The sequence below is a fragment of the Pseudomonas sp. R3-41 genome (assembly GCF_054161485.1).
Window position 1 is genome coordinate 1656051 of sequence record NZ_CP096421.1, and the last position, 12440, is coordinate 1668490.

Genomic DNA, 12440 nt, shown 5'->3' on the forward strand with positions numbered 1-12440 from the left:
ATCCCACTTTCGAGGACCTGAATCATGTTGAAAGGCTACGGGGCTGTCATCCTCGATGGCGCATGGTTGACGCTTCAGCTCGCCTTGTCGTCCATGGCCCTGGCCATCGTCCTGGGGTTGATTGGTGTCGCGTTGCGCCTTTCGCCGGTGCGCTGGCTGGCGTGGCTGGGCGACCTGTATTCCACGGTCATCCGCGGCATTCCCGACTTGGTGCTGATCCTGCTGATTTTCTACGGCGGCCAGGACCTGCTCAACCGCGTCGCGCCGATGCTTGGCTATGACGACTACATCGACCTGAACCCGCTGGCGGCCGGTATCGGCACCCTGGGCTTCATCTTCGGTGCGTACCTGTCGGAAACCTTTCGCGGTGCGTTCATGGCGATCCCCAAGGGGCAGGCCGAGGCGGGCATGGCGTACGGCATGAACGGCTTCCAGGTGTTCTTCCGGGTGCTGGTGCCACAGATGATTCGCCTGGCGATTCCGGGTTTCACCAACAACTGGTTGGTGTTGACCAAGGCCACTGCGCTGATTTCCGTGGTGGGCCTGCAAGACATGATGTTCAAGGCCAAGCAGGCGGCGGATGCCACTCGCGAGCCTTTCACCTTCTTCCTCGCAGTGGCGGCGATGTACCTGGTGATCACCAGTGTCTCGTTGCTGGCGTTGCGTCACCTTGAGAAGCGCTACTCGGTAGGCGTAAGGGCGGCTGATCTATGATCTTCGACTACAACGTCATCTACGAAGCTTTGCCGCTGTATTTCAGCGGCTTGCTGACCACACTGAAGCTGTTGGCCCTGTCGCTGTTCTTCGGCCTGCTGGCGGCGCTGCCCCTGGGGTTGATGCGGGTGTCCAAGCAGCCGGTCGTCAACATGACGGCCTGGCTCTACACCTACGTGATCCGCGGCACGCCGATGCTGGTGCAGCTGTTCCTGATCTACTACGGGTTGGCGCAGTTCGCGGTCGTGCGCGAGAGCTTTCTCTGGCCATGGCTGTCCAGCGCAACGTTCTGTGCGTGCCTGGCGTTCGCCATCAACACCAGTGCCTACACCGCCGAAATCATCGCCGGCAGCCTGCGGGCCACGCCCAACGGTGAGATCGAAGCGGCCAAGGCCATGGGCATGTCGCGCTACAAGCTGTATCGCCGGATCCTACTGCCGTCGGCCCTGCGCCGGGCGCTGCCGCAATACAGCAACGAAGTGATCATGATGTTGCAGACCACCAGCCTGGCCTCCATCGTGACCCTGATCGACATCACCGGGGCCGCGCGCACGGTGAACGCGCAGTATTACTTGCCGTTCGAGGCCTACATCACGGCCGGCGTTTTCTATCTGTGCCTGACCTTCATCCTGGTGCGCCTGTTCAAACTGGCCGAGCGCCGCTGGCTGGGTTACCTGGCCCCGCGCAAGCACTGATAACGCATCGATCCGATCGACTGCTCAACGACTGACGTTTTGTGAGAACCGACCGCATGTACAAGCTTGAAGTCCAAGACCTGCATAAACGCTATGGCAGTCACGAAGTGCTCAAGGGCGTGTCCCTGAAAGCCGCCGCTGGCGATGTGATCAGCATCATCGGCTCCAGTGGCTCCGGCAAGAGTACTTTCCTGCGTTGCATCAACCTGCTTGAGCAACCCCATGCCGGCAAGATCCTGCTCAACAATGAAGAGTTGAAGCTGGTGGCGGGCAAGGACGGCGCCATGAAGGCTTCGGACCCCAAGCAACTGCAGCGCATGCGTTCGCGGCTGTCGATGGTGTTCCAGCACTTCAACCTGTGGTCCCACATGACCGCGCTGGAAAACATCATGGAAGCGCCGGTGCATGTACTGGGCGTGGCCAAGGCCGAAGCACGGGAGAAGGCTGAATACTATCTGAACAAGGTTGGCGTGGCTCATCGCAAGGATGCCTACCCGGGTCACATGTCCGGCGGCGAGCAGCAGCGCGTGGCGATTGCCCGTGCGCTGGCGATGGAGCCTGAGGTGATGCTGTTCGACGAGCCGACCTCGGCGCTGGACCCGGAATTGGTGGGCGACGTGCTCAAGGTGATGCAGGCCCTGGCCCTGGAAGGCCGGACCATGGTGGTGGTGACCCACGAAATGGGCTTTGCCCGTGAAGTGTCGAACCAGTTGGTGTTCCTGCACAAAGGCATCGTCGAAGAAAGCGGCAACCCGCGCGAAGTGCTGGTGAATCCGCAATCCGAGCGCCTGCAACAATTTCTGTCGGGCAGCCTCAAGTAATCGCTCCCGTTACGCACCTGATTTGGGTCATGCTGCGCACCGCGCGCCAGATGGTCTAATTTGGTTGCAGCCGCTTTTGGCTTTAACACTGTTTTCGCTTCGGATCGCCCGCCATGACTGCCCATCGAATAGGTTTCCTGATTTGGCCCAGCACTAAAGCCTTGACGCTGGCGCTGGCCGAGGACGCCTTGCGTGTCGCCCAGCGGGTGCATCCGGATGTGGTCTACGAGTTGTCGTTCTTGCAGGCCGAGCCACCGGCCGACGGCGCCTGGCAATTGCCGGGCGAACCCTGGGCCGGCAAGCTCGAGGGTTTCCAGAAGCTGTTCCTGCTGGCCGATGAGCCGCCGACCGCGCTGGCCTCGCCCCTGGGCAGCGCCCTCAAGCAACTGGTGCGTGCCGGTTGTGTGATCGGCGGTTTGTCTGCCGGTGTCTATCCCCTGGCGCAATTGGGGTTGCTCGACGGTTACCGTGCCGCTGTGCATTGGCGTTGGCAGGACGATTTCTCCGAACGCTTCCCCAAGGTCATTGCCACCAGCCATCTGTTCGACTGGGATCGCGATCGCCTGAGCGCTTGCGGCGGCATGTCGGTGCTGGACCTGCTGCTGGCGGTGCTGGCCCGGGATCACGGCGCGGAACTGGCCGGCGCGGTGTCGGAAGAACTGGTGGTCGAGCGCATTCGCGAGGGTGGCGAGCGCCAGCGCATCCCGTTGCAGAACCGCCTCGGCTCCAGCCATCCAAAGCTCACCCAGGCAGTGTTGCTGATGGAGGCCAACATCGAGGAGCCGCTGACCACCGACGAAATCGCCCAGCATGTGTGCGTATCCCGTCGGCAACTGGAGCGGATCTTCAAGCAATACCTCAACCGCGTGCCCAGCCAGTATTACCTGGAGCTGCGTCTGAACAAGGCCCGGCAGATGCTGATGCAGACCAGCAAGTCCATCATCCAGATCGGCTTGTCCTGCGGTTTCTCCTCGGGGCCCCACTTCTCCAGCGCCTACCGCAACTTCTTCGGCGCCACGCCGCGAGAAGACCGCAACCAGCGACGCAGCAGCAGCCCGTTCGAGTTGTCCTCGGTGCCGTCCGAACGCGGCTGAGCGGCACAACTTGCTTCTGTGGGAGCAAGGCTTGCCCGCGATGCAGGCGACGCGGTCCTTGGTGAACCGAGGCGCCTGCATCGCGAGCAAGCTTTGCTCCCACAAATAAGTCCCCTCGCCACAAGTGTTTTGCATGGCCGAGGGAAATGTAGAAGCCAGCACCTCAAATACACCGGCAACGTTTAAACTGCGCCTTTGCGACGCTATTTGTCGCATTGCCGTAAACCCGCGCAAAACGTGGGTTGGCGCTATAAGAAGTTGTCGCTTGGCGGCAAGGCCGGGCTGAAAACTGTCCTTACAATCCTTACCAAGCTCGCCAGTTCCAGGCGGGTGTTCCTCATCAGGAGACTCCGATGTCCGTTGAGCAAGCCGCGGTACAACGCGCCGATTTCGACCAGGTTATGGTTCCCAACTATGCACCTGCTGCCTTCATTCCTGTGCGTGGTGCCGGTTCCCGCGTATGGGACCAATCCGGTCGCGAGCTGATCGACTTTGCTGGCGGGATCGCAGTCAACGTACTGGGCCATGCCCACCCGGCGCTGGTCGGTGCACTGACCGAACAGGCCAACAAGCTGTGGCACGTCTCCAACGTCTTCACCAACGAACCGGCCCTGCGCCTGGCTCACAAACTGGTCAACGCGACCTTCGCCGAGCGCGCGTTCTTCTGCAACTCCGGCGCCGAAGCCAACGAGGCCGCCTTCAAGCTGGCCCGTCGCGTTGCGTTCGATCGTTTCGGCAGCGAAAAATACGAAATCATCGCCGCGCTCAATAGCTTCCACGGTCGCACCCTGTTCACCGTCAACGTCGGCGGGCAATCGAAGTACTCCGACGGTTTCGGGCCTAAAATTACCGGCATTACCCACGTTCCTTATAACGACCTGGCTGCTTTGAAAGCCGCCATTTCCGACAAGACCTGCGCCGTTGTGCTGGAACCGATCCAGGGCGAGGGCGGTGTGCTGCCGGCCGAGCAGGCCTACCTGCAAGGCGCCCGCGACCTGTGCGATGCCCACGATGCGCTGCTCGTCTTTGACGAAGTGCAAACCGGCATGGGCCGCAGCGGCCATCTGTTCGCCTACATGCATTACGGCGTGGTCCCGGACATCCTCACCAGCGCCAAGAGCCTGGGCGGTGGTTTCCCGATCGCGGCGATGCTCACCACCGAAGCGCTGGCCAAGCACCTGGTCGTCGGCACCCACGGCACCACCTACGGCGGCAACCCGCTGGCGTGTGCGGTGGCCGAGGCGGTCATCGACGTGATCAATACCCCTGAAGTGCTCGGTGGCGTCAAGACCAAGCACAACAAATTCAAGGCGCGCCTGGAGCAGATCGGCGAGAAGTACGGCCTGTTCACCCAGGTGCGTGGCCTGGGCTTGCTGATCGGCTGCGTGCTGAACGACGCCTGGAAAGGCAAGGCCAAAGACATCTTCAATGCCGCCGAACAGGAAGGCCTGATGATCCTCCAAGCCGGCCCGGACGTGATTCGCTTCGCCCCGAGCCTGGTGGTGGAAGACGCCGACATCGACGCCGGCCTGGACCGCTTCGAGCGGGCGGCGGCGAAGCTGACGCAAGCCTGAGGCTGACCCGGACCTCCCTTGTGGGAGCGGGCTTGCTCGCGAAGAGGCCATCGCATTCAACGCAAATGTTGACTGACAAACCGCCTTCGCGAGCAAGCCCGCTCCCACACTGAGTATTTTTTTCTCTGTGTCGACGTGACCGTCGAACCGTTTATTTCAAGTTAAGGAGTGACACCATGCTGGTGATGCGCCCCGCGCAAATGGCTGATCTGGGCGAGGTACAGCGTCTGGCTGCGGACAGTCCGATCGGTGTCACCTCCTTGCCGGATGACGTTGAACGCTTGAGCGACAAGATCGCCGCCAGCGAAGCCTCGTTTGCCGCCGAAGTCAGCTTCAACGGCGAAGAGAGCTATTTCTTCGTCCTCGAAGACACCGCGACCGGCAAGCTGGCCGGCTGTTCGGCCATTGTCGCTTCGGCCGGTTATTCCGAACCGTTCTACAGCTTTCGCAACGAGACCTTCGTTCACGCCTCCCGTGAGCTGAAGATCCACAACAAGATCCACGTACTCTCCCAATGCCACGACCTGACCGGCAACAGCCTGCTGACCAGTTTCTACGTGGTGCCGGAGCTGGTGGGTTCGCCATGGTCGGAACTCAATTCCCGCGGGCGGCTGTTGTTCGTCGCCAGCCATCCGGAGCGGTTCGCCGATTCGGTGGTGACCGAGATCGTCGGCTACAGCGATGAGAATGGCGACTCGCCGTTCTGGGACGCCATCGGTCGCAACTTCTTCGACCTCAACTACGCGGCGGCCGAGCGTTTGTGCGGGCTGAAAAGCCGTACCTTCCTCGCCGAACTGATGCCCCATTACCCGATCTACGTGCCGCTGTTGCCGGACGCTGCCCAGGAAGCCATGGGCCAGGTTCATCCGCGGGCGCAGATCACCTTCGACATCCTGATGCGCGAGGGTTTCGAGACCGATCACTACATCGACATCTTCGACGGTGGCCCGACCCTGCATGCCCGCGTCTCGGGCATCCGTTCGATTGCCCAGAGCCGCGTGGTGCCGGTCAAGATCGGCGAACCGGTCAAGGGTGCCGGCCGCCAATACCTGGTGGCCAATGCCCAATTGCAGGATTACCGCGCCGTGCTGCTCGAGCTCGACTACGCGCCAGGCAAGCCTGTAACGCTGGACATGGAAGCGGCCGAAGCCTTGGGTGTTGGCGAAGGCGCCAGCGTACGTTTGGTAGCGGTATAACGCTTTACAGCTGAGTTTCGCGGGTGGCGAGAGCGGCCCGTCTGAGGAGATAGCATGATCGTTCGTCCCGTACGCAGCAGCGACTTACCCGCTCTGATCGCCCTGGCCCGCAGCACGGGCACCGGCCTGACTACCTTGCCGGCCAACGAAGAACGCCTGGCCCATCGGGTCGGCTGGGCCGAGAAGACCTTTCGCGGCGAAGCCGGGCGTGGTGACGCGGACTACCTGTTCGTGCTCGAAGACGATGACGGTCGCGTGGTGGGCATTTCCGCCATCGCCGGCGCGGTGGGATTGCGTGAGCCCTGGTACAACTTCCGGGTCGGCCTGACGGTCAGTGCGTCCCAGGAGTTGAACATTTATCGGGAAATCCCGACGTTGTTCCTGGCCAACGACCTGACCGGCAATTCCGAGCTGTGCTCGCTGTTCCTCCACGCCGACTTCCGCAATGGCCTCAACGGCCGGATGCTGGCCAAGGCGCGGCTGTTGTTCATTGCCGAATTCTCGCAGTTGTTCGGCAACAAGATCATCGCCGAGATGCGCGGCATGTCCGACGACAACGGGCGTTCGCCGTTCTGGGAAAGCCTGGGCCGGCATTTCTTCAAGATGGAATTCAGCCAGGCCGATTACCTGACCGGCGTTGGCAACAAGGCGTTCATCGCCGAGCTGATGCCCAAGTTTCCGCTGTACACCTGCTTCTTGTCCGAAGATGCCCGGGCCGTGATTGGCCAGGTTCATCCAGATACCGAACCGGCGCTGTCGATGCTCAAAAGCGAAGGGTTCAGCTACCAGGGTTACGTCGACATCTTCGACGCCGGCCCGGCGGTGGAATGCGAAACCGGCAAGATCCGCGCGATTCGCGACAGCCAGGCGCTGGTGCTGGCCATCGGCACGCCGGGCGATGACGCCACGCCGTTCCTCATCCATAACCGCAAGCGCGAAGACTGCCGCATCACCGCGGCACCGGCGCGCTTTGCCGCAGGCACACTGGTGGTCGATCCACTGACCGCCAAACGTCTTCAACTCAACGCCGGCGATCAAGTGCGTGCCGTCGCGTTGTCTGCTGCCCGGGAGTCGAAATGATGAAGTCGTTGTACATCGCAGGTAGCTGGCTGGAAGGCCAGGGCGACCTCTTCGAGTCGTTGAACCCAGTCACCCAGCAGGTGTTGTGGTCGGGCAACGGTGCCACTGCGGCGCAGGTGGAATCGGCGGTGCAGGCCGCGCGCCAGGCGTTCCCGGACTGGGCGCGCCGCTCGCTGGATGAACGCATCCAGGTGCTGGAGGCCTTTGCCGCGTCCCTGAAGAGCCATGCTGACGAACTGGCCCGGTGCATTGGTGAAGAAACCGGCAAGCCGTTGTGGGAAGCGGCGACCGAGGTGACCAGCATGGTCAACAAAGTCGCGATTTCGGTGCAGAGCTACCGCGAGCGGACCGGCGAGAAGAGCGGCCCCCTGGGCGACGCCACCGCCGTGCTGCGCCACAAACCCCACGGTGTGGTGGCGGTGTTCGGCCCTTACAACTTCCCTGGCCATTTGCCCAATGGCCACATCGTGCCTGCGCTGCTGGCCGGCAACTGCGTGTTGTTCAAGCCGAGCGAGCTGACGCCGAAAGTCGCCGAGCTGACGGTCAAGTGCTGGGTCGAGGCGGGTTTGCCGGCGGGCGTGCTGAACCTGCTGCAAGGCGCGCGGGAAACCGGTATCGCCCTGGCGGCGAACCCGGGCATCGACGGGCTGTTCTTCACCGGCTCCAGCCGCACCGGGAACTTGCTGCACCAACAGTTTTCCGGGCGCCCGGACAAGATCCTCGCGCTGGAAATGGGCGGTAACAACCCACTGGTGGTGGATGAGGTGGCGGACGTCGATGCGGCGGTCTACACCATTATCCAATCCGCCTTCATTTCCGCCGGGCAGCGCTGCACGTGTGCGCGCCGCCTGCTGGTGCCGGAAGGTGCCTGGGGCGACGCCTTGCTGGCGCGCCTGGTGGCGGTCAGTTCGACCCTTGAAGTGGGTGCCTTCGACCAGCAACCGGCACCGTTCATGGGCTCGGTGATTTCCCTGGGCGCGGCCAAGGCGCTGATGGATGCGCAAAACCATTTGCTGGGCAAAGGCGCCGTGCCGCTGTTGGCCATGACTCAGCCGCAGGCCCAGGCTGCATTGCTGACGCCGGGTATCCTGGACGTGACGGCCGTGGCCGAGCGTCCCGACGAAGAGTTGTTCGGGCCGTTGCTGCAAGTGATCCGCTACAAGGATTTCCCCGCAGCGATTACCGAAGCCAACAACACGCAATATGGCCTGGCCGCCGGCTTGCTGTCCGATTCCCAGGACCGTTACCAACAGTTCTGGCTGCAAAGCCGCGCCGGTATCGTCAACTGGAACAAACAGCTGACCGGCGCCGCCAGCAGCGCGCCGTTCGGCGGCGTCGGTGCCTCGGGCAACCATCGCGCCAGCGCTTATTACGCGGCGGATTATTGCGCTTATCCGGTGGCTTCCCTGGAGACACCGAGCCTGGTCATGCCGGCTGCCTTGACCCCCGGTGTGCGCATGTCTTGAGACCGCCATCGCGGGCAAGCCTTGCTCCCACAGGAGTTATGCAAAACCTGTGGGAGCAAGGCTTGCCCGCGATAGCCGCGACTCGGTTGTTATTGATGCCTATAAAAAACAGATTCTCGTGGAGCCTCGCTGATGAAATCCTATGAAGTCAACTTTGACGGTCTAGTGGGGCCGACCCATAACTACGGCGGGCTCTCGTACGGCAACGTCGCCTCCCAGAGCAACAGCCAGCAGTCTTCCAACCCCAAGGAAGCGGCGTTGCAAGGCCTGGCGAAAATGAAAGCGCTGATGGACATGGGTTTCCAGCAAGGCGTGCTTGCACCGCAGGAACGCCCGGACGTGGCGGCCCTGCGCCGGCTGGGCTTTGCCGGCAGCGATGCCCAAGTCATCCAGCAGGCCGCGAAAGAAGCGATGCCACTGTTGGTCACCAGTTGCTCGGCCTCAAGCATGTGGGTGGCCAACGCCGCCACGGTCAGCCCGAGCGCCGACACCGCTGATGGCCGCGTGCACTTCACCGCCGCCAACCTGAACTGCAAATACCACCGCAGCATCGAGCACCCGACCACCAGCCGTGTGCTGGGGGCGATGTTCGCCAACCCACAACACTTCGCCCATCACGCCGCGTTGCCGGCGGTGGCGCAGTTCGGTGATGAAGGCGCGGCCAACCACACCCGTTTCTGCCGCGCCTACGGCGAGGCCGGCGTCGAATTCTTCGTCTTCGGTCGCAGTGCCTTCGACACCCGTTACCCCGCACCGCAGAAGTACCCGGCACGCCAGACCCTCGAAGCCTCCCAGGCGGTTGCGCGCCTGCACGGTCTGCGGGAGGAGGGCGTGGTCTACGCGCAACAGAATCCGTCGGTGATCGACCAAGGCGTGTTCCACAACGACGTGATCGCCGTGGGCAATGGCGAAGTGCTGTTCTATCACGAGGACGCGTTTCTCGAGACCGACAAGATGCTGGCCGAATTGAGCAGCAAACTCGCCAAGGTCGGTGGGAAATTTCAATCGGTGTGCGTACCGCGTTCGGCGGTCACCGTCGATGATGCGGTTCGTTCCTACCTGTTCAATAGCCAGTTGCTGTCGCGCCCCGACGGCTCGATGCTATTGATCGTGCCGGAGGAATGCCGTGGCAATGAACGCGTCTGGCAATACTTGCAAGGCCTGACGGGGTCTGGCGGGGTGATTCGCGAAGTGAAGGTCTTCGATCTCAAGCAAAGCATGCAGAACGGCGGCGGCCCCGCTTGCCTGAGATTGCGTGTAGCGCTGAACGAAACCGAACTGGCGGCCGTCAACCCAGGGGTTATCATGACCGCGCCGCTGTACGAGTCGTTGACCCAATGGGTCGAGCGTCACTACCGCGACCGCATGACCGAGAATGACCTGGCAGACCCGCAGTTGCTGCTCGAATGCCGCGGGGCACTGGATGAACTGACACAAATCCTTAAACTTGGCGCGGTTTATCCTTTCCAGATCAATTGAAAGCGCGCGCGACCTGACTACAGTCAAAGCAGGGCGCGTTGCCTTATCCCCAGACGAGAATGTAAAGACATGAGCGATACCCTGCAGCTGATCCTTGAAGACACCGACGGCACCCAACTGGAAACCTCCTGCACCCGCGTCGCGGTGATGTGGCAAGGCAAGGAATTGTGGATCCAGCAGGATGGCCGCGGTCAGCTGCTGATCGGCGTTGACGTCGAGGAAGGGGACGAGGAATACGCCAACCTGTTGTTGCGTCCATTGGCGACCAACCTGGTCAGCCTGCAACTGGAAATGGAACCGGCGGACGTCGGCGACGATGACCATGTCCATGGCCCGGATTGCGGCCACGACCATTAAGGAAACCGCGCTATGCTCGCCCTCGGCAAACTGCTTGAACTGACCCTCGCCGGCCGTGAACCGGCGGAGAAGACTCAACTGACTGTCGAAGGCGTACGGATGCGCTGGTTGAGCGAGGGCGCGCTGGAGGTCAAGCCGCCCGAAGCCTGGGACAACGGCCTGGACCTGCTGCTGTCGGCCGGCATCCACGGCAACGAAACCGCGCCGATCGAATTGCTCGACCGCCTGCTGCATGATATTGCCCGTGGTGACCTGAAACCCCGGGCACGCATTCTGTTCCTGTTCGGCAACCCCGAGGCCATCCGGCGCGGTGAGCGTTTCGTCGAACAGGACGTCAACCGGCTGTTCAATGGTCGCCATGAGTTGAGCGGTGGTCCTGAAGCGCTGCGGGCCTGTGAGCTGGAGCGGCTGGCCGCCAGTTTCTTCAGCCGGCCGGAGCGCAGTCGCTTGCATTACGACCTGCACACTGCGATTCGTGGCTCGAAAATCGAGCAGTTCGCCCTCTATCCATGGAAAGAAGGTCGCCAGCATTCACGCCGGGAACTGGCGCGCCTGCGTGCCGCGGGCATGGAGGCGGTGCTGCTGCAGAACAAGCCGTCCATCGTGTTCAGTGCCTATACCTACGATCAGCTCGGTGCCGAATCCTTCACCTTGGAGCTGGGTAAGGCCCGGCCATTCGGGCAGAACGACGGGGTCAACGTCAGCCTGCTGGAAACTGGCCTGCACCAGATCATCGAAGGCAACGAGCCGGAGTTGGACGAGGGTCTCGATGGCCTCCAGCTGTTCAGCGTGGCCCGGGAAATCATCAAGCACAGCGACAGTTTCCGCCTTAACCTGCCGGCGGATGTCGAGAACTTCTCCGAGCTTGAAAAAGGCTATGTGCTGGCCGAAGACATCGCCCAGACCCGCTGGGTGATCGAAGAGGAGGGCGCGCGGATCATCTTCCCGAACCCCAAGGTCAAGAATGGCTTGCGGGCTGGCATTCTGATCGTGCCGACGACGGACGAAAGCCTGGTCTAAAACCCACCTCATTCCAGTGTGGGAGCGGGCTTGCTCGCGAATGCGATGTGTCAGGCAATATATTTGTTAACTGACACACCGCATTCGCGAGCAAGCCCGCTCCCACAGGTTTTTTAGCCGCTTTTACACCGCTACCGCTCGCTGTTCACTGCGTCGCAACGCCCGGGTCTTGTGCAAGGTATCGGCGCAGGTCTTCGCCGCTTCCTGGCCCTTGTGCACGAAATGCTCGAAGAAGAACTTCTGGTGTTCGTCCCCGGCATGGAAGTGATGCGGCGTGAGCACGACCGAGAACACCGGCACTTCGGTTTCCAGTTGCACCTGCATCAGGCCACTGATGACCGATTGGGCGACGAACTCGTGGCGGTAGATACCACCGTCCACCACCAGGCCGGCGGCGACGATGCCGGCGTAGCGGCCTGACTTGGCCAGCAGCTTGGCGTGCAGCGGAATTTCGAAGGCGCCGCCGACTTCGAAGAAGTCGATATCACTTTCCTGGTAACCCTGGAGGATCATTTCGGCGACGAAGCCTTTCCGGCTCTGGTCGACGATTTCCTTGTGCCAGCAGGCCTGGATGAACGCGACGCGCTCGCCCGGATGACTTTTGCTTTTGCTGTCGATTGCAGTGGGTTGCATGTTCTGGTTCCTGTTTGTGTGAAAAACAGGGCGTCATGAATCGAAGGGGATTCGAGGGTACGCCGCGCACGGAGTCGCAGTCGGCCCTTGGGTGTCGATCCCGTTCTCTCTTCATCCGGACTATGACCGTCGGCCCCGGAATCACACCGGGTCTGCTGACCTTGTCGCTACACCCCAACAGTGATGTACCGCCAAGCGCTCGCGGGCTATGCACGTTGCGTGCAATTACCGCCGGTGGGGAGTTGCACCCCGCCCTGAGAACGTTTTGCCGCCACATTTTGTAACGGCGGACGATTTTTAACACATATTCC

12 protein-coding genes and 1 riboswitch are annotated in these 12440 nt (G+C 61.8%); of the genes, 11 read left to right on the top strand and 1 reads right to left on the bottom strand.

The features are described from left to right. Nucleotides 1-24: 24 nt before the first annotated feature. The 11 genes from M1D99_RS07505 (at nucleotide 25) to astE (ending at nucleotide 11496) form a co-directional block, all read left to right on the top strand. Nucleotides 25-714, top strand: coding sequence for an ABC transporter permease (locus tag M1D99_RS07505; RefSeq protein WP_003178836.1), 690 nt, complete (start codon nucleotides 25-27; stop codon nucleotides 712-714). Beyond that, complete coding sequence (locus tag M1D99_RS07510; protein ID WP_053124415.1) at nucleotides 711-1409, top strand: ABC transporter permease; 699 nt, start codon at nucleotides 711-713, stop codon at nucleotides 1407-1409. The genes M1D99_RS07505 and M1D99_RS07510 overlap by 4 nt, the downstream gene beginning before the upstream one ends. A gap of 56 nt (nucleotides 1410-1465) precedes the next feature. Continuing rightward, a complete protein-coding gene (locus tag M1D99_RS07515; protein ID WP_434574568.1) occupies nucleotides 1466-2230 on the top strand; it encodes an ABC transporter ATP-binding protein in 765 nt (254 codons plus the stop codon). A 113-nt stretch (nucleotides 2231-2343) separates the two neighbouring features. Next, entirely contained in the window at nucleotides 2344-3324 is a 981-nt protein-coding gene (locus tag M1D99_RS07520; protein ID WP_411385418.1) for a GlxA family transcriptional regulator, read from the top strand. A 353-nt stretch (nucleotides 3325-3677) separates the two neighbouring features. Continuing rightward, on the top strand, nucleotides 3678-4898 hold the full coding sequence (locus M1D99_RS07525; protein ID WP_186707070.1) for an aspartate aminotransferase family protein: 1221 nt from the start codon (nucleotides 3678-3680) through the stop codon (nucleotides 4896-4898). 176 nt (nucleotides 4899-5074) lie between these two features. Next, a complete protein-coding gene (gene aruF / locus M1D99_RS07530) occupies nucleotides 5075-6094 on the top strand; it encodes an arginine/ornithine succinyltransferase subunit alpha (RefSeq protein WP_003178851.1) in 1020 nt (339 codons plus the stop codon). Between the two features lie 54 nt (nucleotides 6095-6148). Continuing rightward, complete coding sequence (gene astA, locus M1D99_RS07535) at nucleotides 6149-7174, top strand: arginine N-succinyltransferase (protein ID WP_434574570.1); 1026 nt, start codon at nucleotides 6149-6151, stop codon at nucleotides 7172-7174. Next, nucleotides 7171-8640, top strand: a complete 1470-nt coding sequence (astD, locus tag M1D99_RS07540) for a succinylglutamate-semialdehyde dehydrogenase (protein WP_458131592.1) — start codon at nucleotides 7171-7173, stop codon at nucleotides 8638-8640. Before astA ends, astD begins: the two co-directional genes overlap by 4 nt. A 132-nt stretch (nucleotides 8641-8772) precedes the next feature. Beyond that, nucleotides 8773-10119, top strand: a complete 1347-nt coding sequence (astB, locus tag M1D99_RS07545; RefSeq protein ID WP_458131593.1) for an N-succinylarginine dihydrolase — start codon at nucleotides 8773-8775, stop codon at nucleotides 10117-10119. A 69-nt stretch (nucleotides 10120-10188) separates the two neighbouring features. Beyond that, the gene (locus tag M1D99_RS07550; RefSeq protein WP_003178862.1) at nucleotides 10189-10476 is read left to right on the top strand and encodes a hypothetical protein; all 288 of its coding nucleotides are present in this window, start codon (nucleotides 10189-10191) and stop codon (nucleotides 10474-10476) included. Nucleotides 10477-10488: 12 nt separating this feature from the next. Continuing rightward, entirely contained in the window at nucleotides 10489-11496 is a 1008-nt protein-coding gene (gene astE, locus M1D99_RS07555; RefSeq protein ID WP_186728848.1) for a succinylglutamate desuccinylase, read from the top strand. 123 nt (nucleotides 11497-11619) lie between these two features. Here astE and M1D99_RS07560 read toward each other — a convergent pair whose 3' ends face one another. After that, nucleotides 11620-12129 carry a 6,7-dimethyl-8-ribityllumazine synthase gene (locus tag M1D99_RS07560; protein WP_186707065.1) on the bottom strand — a complete coding sequence of 170 codons (510 nt, stop codon included), beginning with the start codon at nucleotides 12127-12129 and terminating at the stop codon, nucleotides 11620-11622. A gap of 98 nt (nucleotides 12130-12227) precedes the next feature. Further along, a riboswitch (FMN riboswitch) is annotated at nucleotides 12228-12395 on the bottom strand. Nucleotides 12396-12440 lie beyond the last annotated feature (45 nt).

Bases quoted from the DNA above. Each gene is read 5' to 3' on its own strand.
- aruF (WP_003178851.1), top strand. From the start codon at position 5,075: ATGCTGGTGATGCGCCCCGCGCAAATGGCTGATCTGGGCGAGGTACAG.
- astD (WP_458131592.1), top strand. From the start codon at position 7,171: ATGATGAAGTCGTTGTACATCGCAGGTAGCTGGCTGGAAGGCCAGGGC.
- M1D99_RS07510 (WP_053124415.1), top strand. From the start codon at position 711: ATGATCTTCGACTACAACGTCATCTACGAAGCTTTGCCGCTGTATTTC.
- astE (WP_186728848.1), top strand. From the start codon at position 10,489: ATGCTCGCCCTCGGCAAACTGCTTGAACTGACCCTCGCCGGCCGTGAA.
- astB (WP_458131593.1), top strand. From the start codon at position 8,773: ATGAAATCCTATGAAGTCAACTTTGACGGTCTAGTGGGGCCGACCCAT.
- M1D99_RS07515 (WP_434574568.1), top strand. From the start codon at position 1,466: ATGTACAAGCTTGAAGTCCAAGACCTGCATAAACGCTATGGCAGTCAC.
- M1D99_RS07560 (WP_186707065.1), bottom strand. From the start codon at position 12,129: ATGCAACCCACTGCAATCGACAGCAAAAGCAAAAGTCATCCGGGCGAG.
- M1D99_RS07505 (WP_003178836.1), top strand. From the start codon at position 25: ATGTTGAAAGGCTACGGGGCTGTCATCCTCGATGGCGCATGGTTGACG.
- M1D99_RS07550 (WP_003178862.1), top strand. From the start codon at position 10,189: ATGAGCGATACCCTGCAGCTGATCCTTGAAGACACCGACGGCACCCAA.
- M1D99_RS07520 (WP_411385418.1), top strand. From the start codon at position 2,344: ATGACTGCCCATCGAATAGGTTTCCTGATTTGGCCCAGCACTAAAGCC.
- M1D99_RS07525 (WP_186707070.1), top strand. From the start codon at position 3,678: ATGTCCGTTGAGCAAGCCGCGGTACAACGCGCCGATTTCGACCAGGTT.
- astA (WP_434574570.1), top strand. From the start codon at position 6,149: ATGATCGTTCGTCCCGTACGCAGCAGCGACTTACCCGCTCTGATCGCC.